The organism is Bradyrhizobium algeriense (genome assembly GCF_003062295.1).
In the GTDB taxonomy this organism is placed as follows: domain Bacteria; phylum Pseudomonadota; class Alphaproteobacteria; order Rhizobiales; family Xanthobacteraceae; genus Bradyrhizobium; species Bradyrhizobium algeriense.
Genome location: NZ_PYCN01000003.1, coordinates 428,824 through 447,314, shown reverse-complemented (window position 1 = coordinate 447,314; position 18,491 = coordinate 428,824). Strand labels below are relative to the sequence as shown.

Annotated in this window: 17 protein-coding genes; 12 read left to right on the top strand and 5 right to left on the bottom strand. The window is 60.9% G+C overall.

The window, feature by feature from the left end; genetic code table 11:
• The first annotated feature begins 80 nt into the window (after window positions 1–80).
• The 9 genes from C7G61_RS09705 (at window position 81) to C7G61_RS09665 (ending at window position 11,081) form a co-directional block, all read left to right on the top strand.
• Entirely contained in the window at window positions 81–809 is a 729-nt protein-coding gene (locus C7G61_RS09705; RefSeq protein ID WP_108513859.1) for an SAM hydrolase/SAM-dependent halogenase family protein, read from the top strand.
• Between the two features lie 807 nt (window positions 810–1,616).
• The gene (locus C7G61_RS09700; RefSeq protein WP_274542268.1) at window positions 1,617–3,116 is read left to right on the top strand and encodes an amidase; all 1,500 of its coding nucleotides are present in this window, start codon (window positions 1,617–1,619) and stop codon (window positions 3,114–3,116) included.
• 164 nt (window positions 3,117–3,280) lie between these two features.
• A complete protein-coding gene (locus tag C7G61_RS09695; protein WP_108513857.1) occupies window positions 3,281–3,637 on the top strand; it encodes an Mth938-like domain-containing protein in 357 nt (118 codons plus the stop codon).
• A gap of 262 nt (window positions 3,638–3,899) precedes the next feature.
• On the top strand, window positions 3,900–5,870 hold the full coding sequence (locus tag C7G61_RS09690; RefSeq protein WP_108513856.1) for an AMP-binding protein: 1,971 nt from the start codon (window positions 3,900–3,902) through the stop codon (window positions 5,868–5,870).
• Entirely contained in the window at window positions 5,867–6,652 is a 786-nt protein-coding gene (locus C7G61_RS09685; RefSeq protein WP_108513855.1) for an ABC transporter ATP-binding protein, read from the top strand. The genes C7G61_RS09690 and C7G61_RS09685 overlap by 4 nt, the downstream gene beginning before the upstream one ends.
• Window positions 6,653–6,662: 10 nt before the next feature.
• A complete protein-coding gene (locus tag C7G61_RS09680; protein WP_274542263.1) occupies window positions 6,663–7,592 on the top strand; it encodes a branched-chain amino acid ABC transporter permease in 930 nt (309 codons plus the stop codon).
• Between the two features lie 15 nt (window positions 7,593–7,607).
• Window positions 7,608–8,735 (top strand): branched-chain amino acid ABC transporter permease, encoded by a 1,128-nt coding sequence (locus C7G61_RS09675; protein ID WP_108513854.1) that lies wholly within the window; start codon window positions 7,608–7,610, stop codon window positions 8,733–8,735.
• A 108-nt stretch (window positions 8,736–8,843) separates the two neighbouring features.
• Window positions 8,844–10,163: an ABC transporter substrate-binding protein gene (locus tag C7G61_RS09670; protein ID WP_108513853.1), complete on the top strand. Its 1,320-nt coding sequence runs from the start codon at window positions 8,844–8,846 to the stop codon at window positions 10,161–10,163.
• Window positions 10,164–10,241: 78 nt separating this feature from the next.
• A complete protein-coding gene (locus C7G61_RS09665; protein WP_108513852.1) occupies window positions 10,242–11,081 on the top strand; it encodes an ABC transporter ATP-binding protein in 840 nt (279 codons plus the stop codon).
• 668 nt (window positions 11,082–11,749) lie between these two features.
• On the opposite strand, the gene C7G61_RS09660 is transcribed toward C7G61_RS09665, so the two are convergent.
• From C7G61_RS09660 to C7G61_RS09650, 3 genes are read right to left on the bottom strand one after another with little or no spacing between them, the layout of a single operon-like run.
• Window positions 11,750–12,043, bottom strand: coding sequence for a hypothetical protein (locus tag C7G61_RS09660; RefSeq protein WP_108513851.1), 294 nt, complete (start codon window positions 12,041–12,043; stop codon window positions 11,750–11,752).
• A gap of 13 nt (window positions 12,044–12,056) precedes the next feature.
• Window positions 12,057–12,620 carry a flavin reductase family protein gene (locus tag C7G61_RS09655; protein WP_108513850.1) on the bottom strand — a complete coding sequence of 188 codons (564 nt, stop codon included), beginning with the start codon at window positions 12,618–12,620 and terminating at the stop codon, window positions 12,057–12,059.
• Entirely contained in the window at window positions 12,617–13,708 is a 1,092-nt protein-coding gene (locus C7G61_RS09650; RefSeq protein ID WP_108513849.1) for an LLM class flavin-dependent oxidoreductase, read from the bottom strand. Before C7G61_RS09650 ends, C7G61_RS09655 begins: the two co-directional genes overlap by 4 nt.
• A gap of 128 nt (window positions 13,709–13,836) precedes the next feature.
• On the opposite strand from C7G61_RS09650, the gene C7G61_RS09645 reads away from it, so the two are divergent.
• A complete protein-coding gene (locus tag C7G61_RS09645; protein ID WP_108514090.1) occupies window positions 13,837–14,796 on the top strand; it encodes a LysR family transcriptional regulator in 960 nt (319 codons plus the stop codon).
• On the opposite strand, the gene C7G61_RS09640 is transcribed toward C7G61_RS09645, so the two are convergent.
• Entirely contained in the window at window positions 14,783–15,667 is an 885-nt protein-coding gene (locus tag C7G61_RS09640; protein ID WP_108513848.1) for an SMP-30/gluconolactonase/LRE family protein, read from the bottom strand. The two genes, C7G61_RS09645 and C7G61_RS09640, sit on opposite strands and share 14 nt — an antisense overlap.
• Before the next feature lie 145 nt (window positions 15,668–15,812).
• Here C7G61_RS09640 and C7G61_RS09635 point away from each other — a divergent pair, with 145 nt between their 5' ends.
• Window positions 15,813–16,478, top strand: coding sequence for a TetR/AcrR family transcriptional regulator (locus tag C7G61_RS09635; RefSeq protein ID WP_244608214.1), 666 nt, complete (start codon window positions 15,813–15,815; stop codon window positions 16,476–16,478).
• 64 nt (window positions 16,479–16,542) lie between these two features.
• Here C7G61_RS09635 and C7G61_RS09630 read toward each other — a convergent pair whose 3' ends face one another.
• Window positions 16,543–17,523 carry a Bug family tripartite tricarboxylate transporter substrate binding protein gene (locus tag C7G61_RS09630; RefSeq protein ID WP_108513846.1) on the bottom strand — a complete coding sequence of 327 codons (981 nt, stop codon included), beginning with the start codon at window positions 17,521–17,523 and terminating at the stop codon, window positions 16,543–16,545.
• A gap of 196 nt (window positions 17,524–17,719) precedes the next feature.
• Here C7G61_RS09630 and C7G61_RS09625 point away from each other — a divergent pair, with 196 nt between their 5' ends.
• The gene (locus tag C7G61_RS09625) at window positions 17,720–18,490 is read left to right on the top strand and encodes an enoyl-CoA hydratase/isomerase family protein (protein WP_108513845.1); all 771 of its coding nucleotides are present in this window, start codon (window positions 17,720–17,722) and stop codon (window positions 18,488–18,490) included.
• Window position 18,491: the final 1 nt, after the last annotated feature.

The following is an 18,491-nucleotide window of genomic DNA, read 5'->3' as shown; positions in this document are numbered from 1 at the left end:
GCAGTCCGTCGTACGGCTCGGATGGGTCAGTATAGCGATTTCGAGCGAGATGGACACACGCACTTGGGCGAGCTGACACCATGATTGCGCTGTTCACGGATTTTGGGTTGCACGGCCCCTATACGGGTCAGATGAAGGCGGTGCTGCACCAGATGGCGCCGGGCATACCCATTATCGACCTCTTCGCCGATGCGCCAGTCGGCAATCCCAAGGCATCGGCGTATCTGTTGGCGGCCTATGCCGCGTGGTTTCCGGTGCGAACCGTCTTTCTCTGCGTTGTCGATCCCGGCGTAGGCGGGACTCGGCCATCGATTTTTCTCGAGGCTGACGGCCGCTGGTATGTCGGCCCCGGCAACGGCTTGTTTGAGCTGATCCAGCGCAGAGCCCGAGAAACGCGCAGCTGGGACATCGACTGGAAGCCGAAGCATCTCTCGGCCAGTTTTCACGGGCGCGACCTCTTCGCCCCCGTGGCAGCCATGCTGGCGCGCGGTGATCCGCCCCCCGGCCAGCCACGTCGCGATGGCGCAGATCGCCGGGCAGACTGGCCGGACGACCTCCGCGAGATCGTCTACGTCGATCACTACGGCAATGCCATGACCGGGCTGAGGGCGGCTATGCTGCCGCCCGGCGCAAGGCTGACCGCGGCAGGTCGGGTTCTGGACCGCGCGAGGACCTTCAGTGATCTGCCGCCGGGCGCGGCTTTCTGGTATGAGAACTCCAACGGGCTTGCCGAAATTGCCGTCAATCAGGGGCGGGCGGACCGCGATCTCGGTCTTGCCATCGGCAGCCCGGTCGAGATCGTCGCATGAACAAAGGTCTGCCGCTTTGACCCGAAGGCAGCATTCGACCAAACAGCGCCCTCATCCGCATCGGCCGAAGCCGCCGGAGCGCCGCGACGGGCCGCAGACGAGCACTAACAGGCGCCTTGCTGAGCAGACCCGCAAGATCATGCGCAAGCACTACATGAGCAAATACCGGGTGCAGTGAAATCGTGAAGACTGAACTTTGAAGCAAGCCTCCGATGGTCGCTGGAGACATCTCGCGTGTGGCTTGACTGTGCATGTGTCGCGAAGGTGGAAGTGCTCCGCGACGTGGCTGCCGAGCGCTGACCGGGAAAGATGCAAGCTCTTGAAATCGCCGGTGGCTGCGCGATAATCTGCTGCTGGACGGCGCGTCGCTCCGCAGTCCGCGCGAGGATGCCGGAGGCATCCAGTACAGGCCTTAATTGCCGTCACGATCCGCTCGGCCAAGCCTCACGCCCCAACCTCATGCGGCTGCTGCGCCTCAGCCCTGTCCGAATGCAAGGACTCATTGTGATGTTGCAGCTTGGCACGCCGGCCGCAGCGTCGGCGGCCTCCGCTTGGTGACCGTCGCGGCCACCGACCACCAGACGGTCCCCGACGCTTTAGGGCGGGCGGTGGATTTGAGAAGTCAACCCATTGGTCGAGGGAGGATGTGCTATGAGAGCCTCGCCAGACTATTCGCGTCGTCGCTTCCTTCATGCCGGCGCGGCCGGCGCAGCAGCAACCGTTGTCGCCGCGGCGACAACGCCCGTTCGTGCGGCCGCCGAGGCGGGTACGCAACCGCCACCCTCGACGGCGACGGCGCCGCGGGTTCTGCGCAAGCCACCGCTGCCTGAACTGGAGCGCATCGCCAGATCCTACAACTTGGCTCTCAGCCGCGACGATCTGACGTCGTTCCGCAACCTCATGGACGGTGTGCTGGCGTCGTACCGTCGCCTGGACCAGTTCGCGGAGCCGACATTGGTGGTGAAGTACCCGCGGGACGCGGGGTTCCGACCAGGTGTCTCGGACAATCGGCTCAACGCCTGGTACTGGAGGTGCTCGATCAAAGGCGCAACTTCGGGGGCCCTCGCGGGCAAGAAAATCGCCATCAAAGACAATGTGTGCGTTGCCGGCATCCCGATGATGAACGGTTCCAACGTACTGGAGGGCTACGTCCCCGACGTGGACGCGACCATTGTGACCCGCATCCTCGATGCCGGTGGAGAGATCGTCGGTAAGGCGGTGTGCGAGCATCTTTGCTTCTCGGGCGGTAGCCATACCTCCGACACTGGACCCGTACTCAATCCGCACGATCCGAAGCGATCTGCCGGAGGCTCCTCCAGCGGCAGCGCCGCGCTCGTCGTCGCCGGCGAGTGCGACATGGCCATCGGGGGCGACCAGGGAGGGTCGATCCGAATTCCCAGCTCTTTCTGCGGAGCGGTTGGCCACAAGCCTACGCACGGGCTTGTGCCATACACAGGTGTCTTCCCGATTGAATTGACGCTTGATCATACCGGGCCCATTGCCCGCACCGCCGGCGATGCCGCCCGGCTTCTCGAGGTGCTCGCCGGAGCCGATGGCCTCGACCCGCGCCAACCGGCGGGACTGCGTACGGAAGCCTATACCAAGCAGCTCACCGGAGACGCCCGCGGCCTGCGGATCGGGATCGTTAAGGAAGGGTTTGGCTGGCCCAATTCCGAGCCCGATGTCGACGCCATGGTGCGCGAGGCGGCACAGCGCTTGACGCGAGCGGGAGGGACTGTAAGCGAGGTATCGATCCCTCTCCACCGTGACGGCATCCATATCTGGAATGCCATCGCTGTCGAGGGCGCCACGATGCTGATGGTCGCCGGCAACAGCATGGGAACCAACTGGAAAGGGCACTACACGACTTCGCTGCTGGACTTCTACGGCCGGAGCCGGCGGGTGCGCGCCAACGACCTTTCGGAGACCGTCAAGCTCGTTGTCCTGCTCGGCCAGTACATGCAGGACAATTACCAGGGCCGCTACTACGCGAAGGCCCAAAACCTCGCGCGCGTGCTGCGCGCCGCCTACGATGAGCAACTCAAAGGCGTCGATCTCCTGCTCATGCCGACGTTACCTTTGAAGGCCACGCTACTCCCACCGCCGGACGCGAGCCGCGAGGACTACGTTGCGCGGGCACTCGAAATGATTTCCAACACTTGCCCGTTCGACGTCACTGGTCATCCTGCCGCCACGGTTCCGGCAGGCATGTCGGCAGGGCTCCCTGTTGGCATGATGCTGGTCGGACGCCACTGGGAAGACGGCACCGTGTTGCGCGCGGCTGACGCGTTCCAGATCGTCGGGTAGACAGCAGCAGCGAATTGCCGGCTAACGGCACCGCCGGGGTCCGAGGTTCGGAAACAGGAGGCTCGCGAGACGGCGAGCGACGCGGACTGCCCTGACATCGATGCCAGGCTCGTCTGCCGAGGCGGAGTCGGGGCCTCGTGCCGGGATCATGAGGAGGTCAGGCCATGGAGATCGAACGTACTACATTCGGCACCATCACGATTGACGGGAAGAGCTATGAACACGACGTAATCATTCGTCTGTGCGGCGAAGTGGCAAGGCGGAAGAAGAAGCTGTCGAAGAAGTACTACGGCACCTCGCATGTCCTCTCGAAGGACGAAGCGAAGTTCGTCTTTGAGAAGGGATGTGAGCAGCTAGTTCTAGGTTCGGGCCAGTTCGGCAATGTGCATCTATCGCCGGAAGCTGAGGCGTATTTTGCGAAAAAGGGTTGCACGGTCCTATTGCAGCCGACTCCTGAGGCGATCCATACGTTCAACAACTCTCGCGCGAAGAAGATCGGCCTTTTTCACGTTACCTGCTGAATCGGTGAATTGCGGTCTGCATCCTCGAAGGCCTGCTACTGCAAGTAGCGCGAGCTACGCCACCGTCGGTCGCCCGCTTTCTCATTTATACCAACTGATACCCACCACCAGCGGGTTCGGGTCGGTCAAGCCGGAACTTGTAGGACTTCCGATCCGTTGTAATGTAAGGGATGCATGTGGAATCCGTATGGCTGCTTCCCGAAGGGCGCAGCGCACAATAAGCAGGCGCGAACCAACGTGCCGGTTTTAGATAGAGACCGACATGGCCGTTGGCGGATCGTTTGACACGTTCCCCAAGCTGCTGGCGCGAAATGCCGCGCAGTTTAGCAGCCGTCCTGCGTTTCGGCACAAGGATCTCGGCATCTGGCAGACGTGGACCTGGGCCCAGGTCGCAGAGATAGTGCGCGCTTACGCTGCGGGCTTGCATCGACTTGGACTGCACCCGGGAGACACGATCGCCATCGTTGGTTCCAATCGGCCGAAGCTCTATTGGACGCTGATGGCAGCGCAAGTGCTGCGCGCGATTCCGGTTCCGATCTATTCGGATGCGGTGGCTGACGAGCTTGCTTATGTCCTCGCTCACGCCGACGTGAGGTTTGTTGCGGCGCAAGATCAGGAGCAGGTCGACAAGGTCTTTTCTGTATCCGACCGGGTGCCGCATCTCCACATGGTCGTCTATGACGAGCCGCGTGGCCTCGACGACTACGACCGCGACCGCCTGATCGCAATCAGCGATGTCATCGAAGACGGCCGCACCGCGCTTGCGGCCAGCGCGGCGCTCGGCAGGCAGATCGACGAGTTCATCCGGCAGGGTGAAGGTTCTGACATCTCGATCATCCTCTACACCTCGGGAACAACCGGCGCGTCGAAGGGCGTCATGCTGTCGGCGCGAGGCTGCATCGATGCTGCGACTGATACCGTCAGGTTCGACAGCCTGACCGACAAGGACGTGGCGCTCGCCTACCTGCCGCTCGCCTGGGTCGGCGATCATTACCTCAACTATGCACAGGGCATTGTCGCTGGATTCTGTATGGCGTGTCCCGAGAGCAGTGAGACGATCGAACAGGATCGGCGCGAGATCGGACCAACCTTCTATTTCGCCCCGCCGCGTGGTTTCGAGGCCATGCTGACGCGGGTGATGATCCGCATGGAGGACGCCGCAGCCATCAAGCGGCGCATGTTCAACTACTTCCTTGGCATTGCGCGGCGGTATGGCGAGTCGATTTTGACCGGAAAGTCGGTGCCGCTGTCTGGCCGGCTGCTATATGCGGTCGGGCGCTTGATGGTCTACGAGCCCCTCAAGAACGTTCTTGGCCTGTCTCGCGTGCGCGTCGCCTATACTGCGGGCGAGGCCATCGGTCCGGATCTGTTCGCGTTCTACCGCTCGATCGGATTGAACCTGAAGCAACTGTACGGCCAGACCGAAGCGTTCCTTTACGTTACCTGCCAGCCTGACGGTGAGATCTACTCCGATACGGTCGGCCCGGCTGCACCGAACGTCGACATCCGCATTGCGGAAACAGGCGAGGTGCAGTTCCGCTCACCGGGCATGTTCGTCGGATACTTCAAGGATCAAGCGAAGTCTGCGGAGGCCATGACGTCCGACGGCTACGTCAGGACTGGCGACGCCGGTTACTTCGACGAGAAGACCGGGCACCTGAAGATCATCGATCGCGCGAAGGATGTTGGTCGGCTGGCTGACGGCACGATGTTTGCGCCGAAGTATCTTGAGAACAAGTTGAAGTTTTTTCCCAACATCAAGGAGGCGGTCGTTTACGGCGACTCCAGGGATTTCGTTTGTGCCTTTCTTAATATCGACCCGGTCGCTGTGGCGAACTGGGCCGAACGCAACAACATCGCATACGGTTCCTATCAGGAGCTGGCGGGGCATCCGCTCGTCTACGAAATGGTGGCGAAAGATGTTGCCGAGGTGAACCGCTCTCTCGCGGAGGGAAGGGTGTTGGCGGGCGCGCAGATTCGCCGCTTTCTCATTCTGCATAAGGAACTCGACGCCGACGATGGCGAATTGACCCGCACGCAGAAAGTTCGCCGCGGATTCATCGCCGAGCGCTATGCGCCACTGATCACGGCGCTCTACGACGGCTCGCATAAAGCCGACATTTCCACCGAGGTCACCTTTGAGGACGGTCGCAAGGGCATGATCGCGGCACGGGTCAATATCCGCGACCTGCAAACAATTGGTGCGACAGAACCTTTGGGGAAAGCCGCATGAGGGTGTCGGATACGAGCGAAATTTTGCTTCTGGTCCAGGGCGTATCACTAGCGTTTGGCGGCGTGAAAGCGTTGAGGGACGTTTCGTTTGACATCAGGAAGGGCGAAGTTCGCGCCATCATCGGACCGAACGGCGCCGGAAAAACTTCGATGCTCAACGTCATCAACGGCTTCTATCATCCCAATCACGGCGCGATCACCTTCAAGGGACGGACCCGCGCCCAGATGCAGCCGTTCGAGGCGTCCCGTGGCGGCATCGCGCGTACCTTTCAAAACGTCGCACTGTTCAAGGGAATGAGCGCGCTCGACAATATTATGGCTGGTCGCACATTGAGGATGCGCCGGGGCCTTTTTTGGCAGATGCTGCGCTACGGCCCTGCGCTGGCGGAGGAGATCGAGCATCGGCACCGGGTCGAGGAGATCATCGATTTTCTGGAGATTGAGGCGATCCGCAAGGTGCCGGTTGCGCGTTTGCCATATGGCCTGCAGAAACGCGTCGAACTCGGCCGTGCCCTTGCGATGGAGCCGGATCTTCTTCTCCTCGACGAGCCGATGGCAGGCATGAACCTCGAGGAGAAGGAGGACATGTCGCGGTTCATCATCGACGTGAACAATCATTACGGCACGACTATTGCGCTGATCGAGCACGACATGGCTGTGGTGATGGATCTCTCCCATCGCGTGGCGGTGCTCGATCACGGCGTGAAGATCGCTGACGGCACCCCGGATGAGGTCAAGAAGAATCAGGGCGTGATCGACGCCTATCTCGGCGTCGCGCATTAAGGAGCGTTGCGTGATCGCGTTGGGTCAATTTCTCGAAGTTCTGATCGGCGGATTGATGTCCGGCGTTCTGTATTCGCTGGTCGCGCTCGGCTTCGTGTTGATCTTCAAGGCATCCGGCGTCTTTAACTTTGCGCAAGGCGCAATGGTGTTGCTCGCCGGGCTTGCGCTGGTTCGCTCGCTCGACCTGCTGGTGGCATGGGGTTTCCCGCTTTGGGCTGCGATCATCTTCGGCATTGGCTTCGCTGCCGTGATCATGGCGATAACCGCCTGGCTGATCGAGCGGTTCGTGATCGGACCTCTTGTCAACCAGGACGGCCTCACGCTGTTCATGTCCACCATCGGCGTGACATTCATCATCGAGGGTGCGGCGCAGATGATCTTCGGTTCCGATGCTTACCCTTTGCGGCTGTTTCCGACGGACGCCTGGTTCCTGTTTGAAAATCTCTTTCCCGGTGGAATTCTGGTCAACAAGCTGGATGTTTGGGGCGCCTTTATCGCCGGCATTCTGGTCGCGGGTCTCGCGATCTTCTTCCAGCGAACCAAGACTGGTCGCGCACTCAGGGCGGTTGCCGACGACCACTTGGCCGCGCAGTCGGTCGGGATTCCAATCAGCTGGATCTGGTTCGTGGTCTGGCTTGCTGCCGGTCTCGTTGCGCTGGTTGCGGCGACTGTGTGGGGTACCAAGCTGGGCGTACAGTTCTCCATCACCTTTCTCGCGCTGAAGGCCTTGCCTGTTCTCATCATCGGGGGCTTGACCTCCATTCCGGGAGCCATCGTCGGCGGGCTCATTGTAGGGGCGGGCGAGAAGATCGCCGAGGTGTTCCTGGGGTCGCATATTGGTGGCGGTATCGAATATTGGTTCGCCTATGTGCTGGCGTTGGCCGTGCTGCTCGTGCGGCCGCAGGGGCTGCTCGGCGAGCGGATCATCGAACGTGTCTGAGACGAGGAGCTAGTCGTGCTTTATCGCGAGGCAGGCCAATTCAAGACGACCTACGCAGAGGACATGGCGATCTTCCCGATCCGCCAGGATCGTATTGCGCTCGGTATCCTGCTCGCTATCGCCTTCATCGGGGTGCCGCTGCTGGCCGACTTCGACATTTGGCCGTTCGGCAGCGACTATCTGCTCCGCGCCATTCTGCTGCCCTTCCTGATCCTCGCGCTCGCGGCTATCGGAGTAAACATTCTTGTCGGCTATTGCGGCCAGATCTCGCTCGGCAGCGGCGCGTTCATGGCCATCGGCGCCTACTCTGCCTACAAGTTGGGGACCGGCGTTCATATTCCGCTTGCCTGGCTTGGCTTCGCGATTTCGATTCCGCCGTTGCCCGTACTGTTATCTATTTTGCTCGGCGGGCTCGCGGCGGCGGTTGTCGGCATCCTCTTCGGTGTTCCCAGTCTGCGGATCAAGGGCCTCTATCTGGCGGTTGCAACACTCGCAGCGCAGTTCTTCTTTGACTGGGTGTTCCTGCGGGTGTCGTGGTTCACCAATTATGCGCCGTCAGGGTCGGTCAATGCACCGACACTGGATTTCTTCGGTCTGAACGTAGGCACGCCGATCGAGCGCTATATGCTGTGCCTGATCTTCGTAACGGTGTTCGCGGTTCTGGCGAAGAACCTCGTTCGCGGCAATCTCGGCAGACAATGGATGGCGATCCGCGACATGGATATCGCCGCCGAGTTGATCGGTATCCGGCCACTCTACGCAAAGCTCACGGCCTTTGCGATCTCTTCATTTATCATCGGCGTGGCGGGCGCACTCTGGGCGTTCGTCTATCTGGGCTCGTGGGAGCCGCTCGCCTTCTCGATCGACCGTTCGCTGCAGCTTCTGTTCATGGTGATCATTGGAGGGTTGGGATCGATCATGGGTTCGTTCGTCGGTGCGGCCTTTATCCTCATTCTGCCGATCATGCTGAACCTGATTCCAACCCAGCTCGGTGTGCCGCTGTCGACAGAGACGATTACTCATCTGGAATTCATCATCTTTGGATCGTTGATCTGCTATTTTCTCATCAAGGAGCCACATGGGTTTGCCCGGCTCATATCGATTGGCAAGGAGAAGCTCAGACTTTGGCCGTTTCCCTACTGAAGAGCGATTGGGCTGAGATCGCACGGGGGGTGACGGCCGTTGGTGGAAGGAGTGAGGAAGCAAAGCCCCCGCGACACAAAAGAGGGCTCAGAGAGGAGGACATCAATCATGCTACGCAACAAACTGATGCTGGCCGCAGCTATCCTTTCGGGCGGGGCGTTTGCCTCTCCTGCTGCAGCGCAGAACGAGCAGTTCATCCCGATACTATCCTACCGGACGGGCGCGTACGCCGTGAATGGCGTGCCGTACGCAAACGGCGTGGCCGACTATTACAACCTTGTCAACGAGCGCGACGGCGGCATCAACGGCGTCAAGCTCTTGGTCGAGGAATGCGAAACCGGATACGCCACCGACAAGGGCGTTGAGTGTTACGAGCGTCTCAAGGGCAAGGGCCCAACCGGCGCGGCGTTCATCAATCCGCTGTCGACCGGCATTACATTCGCCCTCACCGAAAAGACCGCGACCGACAAGATCCCGATTATCACGATGGGCTATGGCCGCGCCGATTCCAAGAATGGAGCCGTCTTCTCCTATAACTTCCCGCTGCTCGGCACGTACTGGTCGGCGGCCGATATCGCGATCCAGCACATCGCCAAAGAGGTCGGCGGCTTCGATAAGCTGAAAGGCAAGAAGATTTCGCTGGTCTATCACGACAGCCCGTACGGCAAGGAGCCGATCCCGATGCTGCAGGTGCTGGCACAGAAGCACGGCTTTGAGTTTACGCCGATCCCGGTCACGCACCCCGGTGTTGAACAGAAGTCGCAATGGCTGGCGATCCGCCAGAACCGGCCGGACTATGTTTTACTTTGGGGCTGGGGCGTCATGAACGGCACGGCAGTCAAGGAAGCAGCGGCTGTTGCCTATCCGCGCGACAGGATGATCGGTGTCTGGTGGTCGGGCGCAGAGCCGGATGTAACGCCCGCGGGCGACCAAGCAACCGGCTACAAGGCGCTGATGCTTCAGCATGGCGCAGGCAAATATCCGGTGCACGCCGACCTGGAGAAGTACGTCTATGCAAGGGGAAAAGGGGCGTCGGAGCCTGGCAAGGTCGGCGAGGTTCTCTACAACCGCGGTATGACGAATGCCATGCTCGGCGTGGAGGCGATCCGCAAGGCGCAGGAAAAGTTCGGCAAGAAGCCGCTTACGGGCGAGCAGGTCCGCTGGGGTCTGGAGAACCTCAACCTCTCTGATGCACGCCTCAAGGAACTCGGCTTCGAGGGCATGTTGAAGCCGATCAAGATTTCCTGCTCCGACCATGAGGGCGCGCGGGAGGGGCGCGTACAGCAGTGGGACGGCAAGGGCTGGAAAGTCATCTCCGACTGGTACACAGCCAACCAATCCAACACCGAACCGCTCGTCGACGAAATTTCCGCGAAGTATGCCGCGGACAAGAAGATTCAGCCGCGCGACTGCTCGAAAGAAAGCTGAACACATCTCGGCGATCCGGGAGGAGCGTTCGCCTCCTCCCGGATATATCGAGAGCCGCAACCGTCTGGAGGGAGCAGCGTGTCAAACCCTAAGGCCCCCACGGCAACAGAAGCGGCAGCGCTGTTTCTGTCCGTCAACAATATCGAGGTTGTCTACGATCACGTCATCCTAGTGTTGAAGGGGGTATCGCTGGATGTGCCGCGGGGCGGAATTGTCGCGCTTCTCGGTGCCAATGGTGCGGGCAAGACAACGACGCTGAAGGCGGTCTCCAATCTGCTGCATGCGGAGCGCGGCGAGGTCACCAAGGGCTCGATCCTGTTCGACGGCGTCGAAGTGCAGTCCCTGTCGCCAAACGAGGTGGTGCGGCGTGGCTGCATTCAGGTGATGGAGGGGCGGCGTTGCTTCGCTCACCTCACGGTCGAAGAGAATCTCCTGACCGGCGCCTTCACGCGCAGGGACGGCAAGGCCGCGATCGCGCAGGATCTGGAGCGAGTCTATGCCTATTTCCCCCGTCTCGGGGAGCGGCGTAGTTCGACCGCCGGCTATACGTCGGGCGGCGAACAGCAGATGTGCGTGATCGGCCGTGCGCTGATGTCGCGCCCGAAGATGATCTTGCTCGACGAGCCTTCGATGGGCCTCGCGCCGCAGATCGTCGAAGAGATATTCGAGATCGTGAGGGATCTGAACGTCAAGGAAGGTGTCTCGTTTCTTCTCGCCGAGCAGAACACCAATATGGCACTCAAATACGCCAACTACGGATATATCCTCGAAAATGGCCGCGTGGTGATGGATGGCGAGGCGAGGGCGCTCGCCGCAAACGAGGATGTCAAGGAGTTCTATCTTGGCGTCGCCGGGGAGAAGCGAAAATCATTCCGCGATGTGAAGCACTACAAGCGGCGCAAACGCTGGCTCATTTAGGCAATGGCGCCAAGCGATCGGCGCGCGTTGAGTGGGCTCGCCGCGCGAGTGTGCGCCGAAGGTCTCCGCAACCGATGTAGCGTGGTTGGAAACGCCATCTTGCGATGTCCCGTAAGACAGGTTGACAAGAATATCTTTGATCATGGGTCTGCCTCCAGTTAGGTGATCGCGCATCTACGCGTGTGCACTTCGACTTTCGTGTGCACGCTGTGTGTGCACTGAGAATGCGAAAGCGCGATTTTCGCTTCCAATCTGGACCTATTTGATCCTAGAAGAACTAGGATGCCGATGCTTGGTCGCGCGAAAATTTTTCAGTCGGTCCAATCACACGTAGGATCGAGCGGAAGCGAGATAGATCAATAAAATGAACGGCTTACGCTGGAAAATTCTCTACAGCGCCCATGATGGATTGGAACGAGAGTTTAATTCTTTCAATTAGTTAGAAGGCGGCGTGTGCGCGACGTGTGCACCGGAAGATCAAAGAAAATCTAGCGACGGCCACTGTGAGCAGCGCTGAACGCGTTCAGTGTCGCCAGACCTCTCGGGTTGGATGACGGGGCGGTCGAGTGCTTGAAGAGCAGCGAACTGCTTTACAGGGGTGGCTTGTTCCGGGGGCTGGCGGCGGGATGCTGAACAATCGCATGATCCTAACGTCGCGAGCTTGCTTGTCAGGTCGTCCGTTCGACGTGGGCGCGAATGGCGTTTGCTTGCGCGTCGATCCAGCCGTGCTTGCGGGCGGCTTCGATCATGGCGAGATAGCTCTTTTGCCAGCTTTCGCCGTCGGGCTGGCCGGGTAGTGTGGGGACGAGATCGATTGAAATCAGCGCATTGCGTTCGTCGACGAACGTAATACCCGGGATCTGGGGCGAATGATCTTCACCCTTCAAGAGAAGTTTGAAATTGCGGAAATCGTTTGGCTCCAGGAGTATCAGGCGGCCGCTTGACGAATATTGCACGATCATTGCGCCGATCCGGTTACGTGAAGGGCAGGGTGCGAAGCTCGCCCTGAAAATTGATCACGGGATTACCGGCACCGAGTTGTCGGGTCGCAACAATCCGCCCGATGAAGATGCCGTGGCTGCCGACAATCTGATGCTGCTGTAGCACGCAATCGATGGCGCATATCGCCGTATCCAGCAATGGCGCGCCGGTTACGCCTTCACTCCACGGCGCATTCCTGAATCGGTCCGCACCACTGACGCCGTCAAGGCCCGCGAAATGCCGCGCCAGCGCCTCCTGTCCGGTTCTGAGCAAACTGATGCCAAAGTACCCGTTGGCGAGAATGGAATCGTGTGCCTCCGATTTGGTGTTGACACTGACCAGCAGGCACGGAGGGTCGGCACAGACCGAGGTGACGGAGCTTGCCGTCAATCCGCGGCGGGCGTCGCCCGCGCCTGTGGCGACGATGGCGACGCCACTCGCCAGATTTCGCAGGGCATCACGAAATTCGCTCGCCTCGACCGCTGGAAAATGCGTGAGGTCAACGTCCGCCGGGTGCTGGCCGGTATGCGGTATCGGTGGGGATGGCGCCGCGATCACGCCACGGCACTTTCGTTGTCGCGTTTGGCGTCGCTGACACCCTTGCTTTTCAACTCGCGGCGGACGGCGGGAATGATCCGTTCACCCCAGAGGTCGATCTGGCGCAGCATCGTCTTCTGATCGAAATCGCCGAGTTGAGTCTGCAGCGCGATATGCGAAGGCTTCAGCACGCTGATTTCCTCCAGCAGGCGGTCGATCACCTGGTTGACGCTTCCCACCGGCAGATTCTTGCGCATGGTCTCCAGCGACATGTCGTTCGGGCCGGCTTCCTCCTTGATGAGGTAGCCGTCTTCGCTCTGGGCACGGCGGAACTTGAGGCTTTCCGATACCCGGCGCTGGAAGCGGGCGTTGTCGAGATAGGACATGATCTCGCTCTCGTTGTCGCTGGCATAACCGCAGCGCAGGAAGCCGAAGCGGGTATTGTCGATGGATCGGCCTTCCTTGGCCGCGATTCCTTCCAGCCGCTCGCGCAAGGCTTTCACCGCGTCGAGGCCGTTGAGCAGCGCCGTCACGAACAAATTGTGGTTGTCGCGGATCGCGCGACCCAGCGTCTCTGGATGACCCGACGTTACCCAGATCGGCGGCATCGGCGTTTGCACCGTGCACACCGCGATCGCGGTTGGCGGCATCTTCAGGTGTTTTCCATCGTAGGAGAAGATACGGTCGCGCATGCCTACTTGCAGGATGTCGTAGAATTCCGCGAACAGAGCATGCGAGTCCTTCAGATCGACGCCGAAGCGTTCGAACTCGAATTGCTGGTAGCCCGAGCCGATGCCGAGATCGAGCCGGCCGTCTGAAACCGTGTCGGCGAAACCGATCTCGCCCAGAAGCCTGGCCGGATTGTACAGTGGCAGCACGCAGACCGCGGTGCCGAGTCGGATCCGCTTCGTCAACCCCGCGCAATGCGCGACCATCGTCAGCGGCGAGGGGCACAGGCTGTAATTGTTGAAGTGATGCTCGGCGTACCAGGCGGTGTCGAAGCCCGCGGCTTCCGCCGTCACCGTCTGTTCCACGGCGTTGCGGATCACCTGCTGCGAGGATTGGTGATAGCCGCGTTGCTGGGCGAGAATGAATACGCCAAATTCCATGGGTGTGTTCCTCAGGTGGTTTCTTGATGCGCCGGCGGCGGGGCTATGGAGCGAGGCTAGGGCCTTGCGCATTATCGTACAATCGCTCTATTTTGAGCATGTCTTTTGCAGAATCCGAAAAGATCAAAATGAGCCAGTTGCAGGCGATGGAGTTATTCGTGAGCGCGGCGCGGGAGGGCAGCTTCTCCGCCGCCGGACGCCACAACGGGCTGTCGCCGGCCTCGGTGTCCCGCCGCATCGGCGAACTGGAGGCCCGCCTCGGCGTCCAGCTTTTCAACCGCACCACCCGTCATCTCGCATTGACGGAGGCCGGCAAGGCCTACTTGCAGCGGGTTGAGCCGGCGCTGCACAGCATAGAAGACGCCGAGGCTGCGGCGCTTGCCCTGCAAAGCAGCCCGCGCGGGACGCTACGGGTTCACTCCCGCATGCTGTTCGGCATGACCGTCGTCATGCCCCTGATGCCGCAATTCCAGAAGATGTATCCGGAGCTCAAGGTTGAGTTGAGCCTTTCAGAACGGCGCATCCAGCTTCGCGAGGAGGATTTCGACGTCGATTTGCGGATCGCCGCGCCGAAGGATGAGAGCTTGATGCAGCGGCGGCTGCTCGCCACGGAGCGCATCCTGGTGGCTGCGGCCGACTACATTGCCCGGACGCCGGCGGTGCGTGAACCGGACGATCTTGTGAAGCACAACTGCCTGACTTACTGGATGGGCGCCAACGATGTGGTCTGGCGCTTCATGCGCAAGGGCAAGCTGAAGGAGATGACGGTGCCGTCCTCGTTCAGCGCCAACAACGGCTATGTGCTGCATCAGCTCGCGGTGATGGGACACGGTATTGCGCTGCTCGACGACTACACCGTCTCGGGTGAAATCGAACGGGGCCAGTTACGGCGGCTGCTGCCCGGTTATCGCGTCACCAATTCCACGTTCGACGAAGGCATTTTTGCGACCTTTCTGCAGACGAATTATCTGCCTGGGAAGATCCGCGCTTTTGTCGATTTCCTCGCCGCGAACGTGCCCGGCCAGGTCAGGAAGGCCGGATTGGTGCCGATGCGGTCACAGGCGATCAAGCCTGTCAATACGCGGTGAAGGTATAGGCGGGAAGCCCGCGAACGCCGAGCCCTTCGATGGCGAAGAGCCCGCCCGCATCGGGTTCGGAAGCCGACAGATTGGTGCTCTTGGAGATCGACGTCACGTACAGAATATCGAGCTCGGGTCCGCCGAACGCCACGCTGGTTGGATGCCTGACCGGTAACTCCACCTTGCGATCGAGGCGGCCGTCCGGGGCAAATCTTGCCAGCGCGCCCGCACGCACAAGGACCGACCAGAGATAGCCGTCGGCATCCACGGTCGCGCCGTCCGGCCCCGAGCTGAGGGCGCTCGTATCCGCAAACAGGCGCTTGTTGGCGGGCGGTCCGTCGCGCCGATAGTCGTATGCAAAGATCGAGCGCCGCGCGCTGTCGGCGAAATAGAGGATGGCGCCGTCAGGACTGAAGCATGGGCCGTTGCTGACACCGAAATCAGTGTCGAGCAGCGTCACCGCGCCGGCTTGCAGGCGGTAGAGCCCGCCGAGCGCTGGCTCATCCTGCGCCCGGCCATGGTGCATGGTGCCGGCGATGAAGCGGCCAAAGGGATCAACCTTTCCGTCGTTCAGCCGCACCATCGGGTGATCGCAGCCGATCGACGCAATCGGCGACGTGACCTCGCCCCGTTCAAAATCGTAACGGGCGAAGCCACGCTGCAGCGCCAGCATGGCGCCGCCGTCATGCCGCAGCACCATCGAACCGACAGGCGAGGGGGCGTGAAATTGCTGCAGTTCGCCGCTCACCGGGTCGAGCCGATGGATCACCCCGGCCAGCGAATCGATCCAGTAGAGTCGCTGCGTGCGATCATCCCATACCGGACTTTCGCCGAGTTGATCGCGTGTGCTGCCGATCCGCCTGACGCGCAGTGAACTCATCTCTGTCTTCCTCCTGCTCGCCGCAGCGCGACAGTCCTGCGCGGACTTGACCGGTCGGTCAGCGAAAAATACAGTGAAATTCCGTGGTCGGCGTTCGTTTCGATCCAGAATTCAAGATCAGCTCCGACCGGATGTGATGACCGAGATGTCGACGACAAAGGATGGCCAACCCGACAAGGCCGATGGTTCTGACCGCGTCGCGCAAATTCTTTCCGAAGCCGAGCGCATCTTCGCCCGCAAGGGGTATGCAGGGGCGTCGATGCGCGACATTGCGGTCGCCTGCGGCATCTCCAAGGCACTGCTCTATCACCACTTCGCCAACAAGGAAGAGCTCTATTCTCGTGTCACCGTCGGCTCCACCGACGAGCTGTATCTTTTCGTGCGCGATCGCGTTCCATCAGGCCCGCCCTCAGCCAAGATTCGCGCCTTCATGGTGGCGACCGCCGAGTATTTCCGGCGCTACCGTTGGGCGTGGATCGCGTCGACGACCGCATTCTGGAACGATCCGGATCGTCATCGCCAGAAGGAGCGGATGACGCGGCGAGACCGTTACGAAAACTTCCTGCGTGGCCTGATCGAGGAAGCGATCGAGGCCGGCGAAATCCGTAAGCTCGACGTGCCCATGGCCGGTCGCCTGATCCTTTCGTCGCTGAACTGGATGCATCGCTGGTACAATCCCAACAAGGCCATGACGCCCGAGCAGATTGCCGACGTCTATTTCGACCTCGTGTTCAACGGTCTGCGGGCCGGTGATGTTTCTCTGCAAGCGCCGCCGCCACCGCCCAAGCCGACGCGCCGCAAGCCACGCTGAGCGTTGCCGGCGCCAGCTTTCTCCGATCGTCGTACCTCTGCCTCTGACTCCGTCCGCAGGGCGGTCAATCGAGTACGATGTTCTGCGACTTGATCACCGGCCCCCACAATGCCGCATCCTTCTTGAGCTGCGCATCGAGCAGGTCCGGCGCACCGGTGTCGGCCAGCAATCCGTCGGTCTGCAGCTGACTTGCGATCTCGGGCTTCGCCATCGCCGCATTGGCGGCCGCGTTTAGTCTCGCGATGACATCGGGTGGGGTGCCCGCCGGAGCGTGAAGCGCGGTCCAGAACGAGGCCGTCAGTTCCGGATAGCCGGACTCCGCAAGCGTCGGAACGTCAGGCAGATTTGGCGACCGCTTGTCCGACGACAGCGCGAGGATCCGCAGCGTACCCGCGGTCGCGTGTTCCATCACCGCCACAGGCGTTGCAAAATTCAGATCGCACGCGCCGGAGAGCAGGTCCATGATCGACAACGGATTGTTGCGATAGGGAACATCAGTGACGGCAAATCCCATCGACTTGCTCATCATGATGCCGAACAAATGCGTCACGCTTCCCGGGCCGAGGGTGGCATAGAACAGCGGCTTGTCGCGGCTTTTGGCGTAGTCGACAAAACCCTTCACGTCGGTGACAGGCATTTTCGAGTTGACGGTCAGCGATAGCGGGCCGTGGCAGAGCATGGCGACGGAGGCAAAATCCTCGAGCTTGTAGGGCAGGCTCTTGCGCAGCAGCACGTTCAGCGAGATCGGCCCGGTGCCTCCGGCAAGCAATACCGTCCCGTCCTTCGGCGCCCGCGCTACGTATTGCGAGCCGACGATGCCGTTGGCGCCGGGCTTGTTGTCGACGAGAACCGGCTGCTCCAGCGTCTCCGACATGGCCTTGGCGATGGTTCGCATCATGCCGTCGATCGAGCCGCCGCTCGCGTAGGGCACGATGATGAAGATGGTTTGCGTCGAGCGAGCCTTCACGATCGACGGCGCCGCCAACGGTGCCAGCAGGGTGCCGCCGATCAGCGCGGTGACCTGACGTCGGGTGGTATTCACCATCGGTATCGTCCTCCCTTGATGCTGTTCTTTTTGTCTTGACCAGCGTCTTTAGATCATGACCGATCGGTCAGTCAAGATTTACGAAGTCGGATACTTGTCAGCGTTATTCTATGGTGGTAAATCGTCGATCAGCCTGACCGATCGGTCAGTAAAAATTCAAAGCCTAGGGAAATGGGCCTTAAGTCCGGAGGGAATCGTGTCGGCTGATATCGTCACCCTTGAAGTATCCGATTACATCGCGCTCGTGACCTTGAACCGGCCGCCGGTGAACGCGCTCGACCGCGCCATGCGCGAACGCATCGTGGCGGTGTTCGACGAAATTTCCGAGCGCAGCGATGTCCGCGTGGCGGTGCTGACCGCCAACGGCAAGGTATTCTGCAGCGGGGCGGATCTGAAGGATCGCCCGGATGCCACCCAGCCCGGCGCCTTTCATAGCCACAACCGGATCACGCGCGAAACCGGCAACAGCATTCGCGAATGCGCCAAGCCGGTAATCGCGGCGGTGAACGGGGCGGCGCTCGGCGCCGGTCTCGGGCTGATGGCGTCCTGCGATATCTACCTGGCCTCGGAAGAAGCGGTGTTCGGTATGCCCGAAATCAATGTCGGCCTCGCCGGTGGCGCTTCGATGCTGCGCACGCTGGTTGGCCGCTCGTTGCTGCGGCGCATGTTCTATACCGGGCTGCGCGTGACCGCGGCTGAGTTCTACCGCCGGGGCATCATCGAGGCCTGCACCAGCAGCCAGGATCTCGTTCCGGAGGCGATGAAGGTCGCAAAGGAGATCGCCTCTAAGAGCCCGATCGCGATGAATTACGCCAAACAGGCCGCCAACATGGTCGACCTGGTGCCGCAGCGCGATGCCTACCGGTTCGAGCAGAACATCACGATGGCGCTGTCGAAGACCGAGGACGCCAAGGAGGCCCGCCAGGCGTTCCTGGAGAAGCGCGATCCCGTCTTCAAGGGACGCTAAA

Coding starts and splice junctions, on each gene's coding strand:
- C7G61_RS09705 (WP_108513859.1), top strand. CDS start 81: ATGATTGCGCTGTTCACGGATTTTGGGTTGCACGGCCCCTATACGGGT.
- C7G61_RS09695 (WP_108513857.1), top strand. CDS start 3,281: ATGGAGATCGAACGTACTACATTCGGCACCATCACGATTGACGGGAAG.
- C7G61_RS09690 (WP_108513856.1), top strand. CDS start 3,900: ATGGCCGTTGGCGGATCGTTTGACACGTTCCCCAAGCTGCTGGCGCGA.
- C7G61_RS09685 (WP_108513855.1), top strand. CDS start 5,867: ATGAGGGTGTCGGATACGAGCGAAATTTTGCTTCTGGTCCAGGGCGTA.
- C7G61_RS09670 (WP_108513853.1), top strand. CDS start 8,844: ATGCTACGCAACAAACTGATGCTGGCCGCAGCTATCCTTTCGGGCGGG.
- C7G61_RS09660 (WP_108513851.1), bottom strand. CDS start 12,043: ATGATCGTGCAATATTCGTCAAGCGGCCGCCTGATACTCCTGGAGCCA.
- C7G61_RS09650 (WP_108513849.1), bottom strand. CDS start 13,708: ATGGAATTTGGCGTATTCATTCTCGCCCAGCAACGCGGCTATCACCAA.
- C7G61_RS09645 (WP_108514090.1), top strand. CDS start 13,837: ATGAGCCAGTTGCAGGCGATGGAGTTATTCGTGAGCGCGGCGCGGGAG.
- C7G61_RS09640 (WP_108513848.1), bottom strand. CDS start 15,667: ATGAGTTCACTGCGCGTCAGGCGGATCGGCAGCACACGCGATCAACTC.
- C7G61_RS09635 (WP_244608214.1), top strand. CDS start 15,813: ATGTCGACGACAAAGGATGGCCAACCCGACAAGGCCGATGGTTCTGAC.
- C7G61_RS09630 (WP_108513846.1), bottom strand. CDS start 17,523: ATGGTGAATACCACCCGACGTCAGGTCACCGCGCTGATCGGCGGCACC.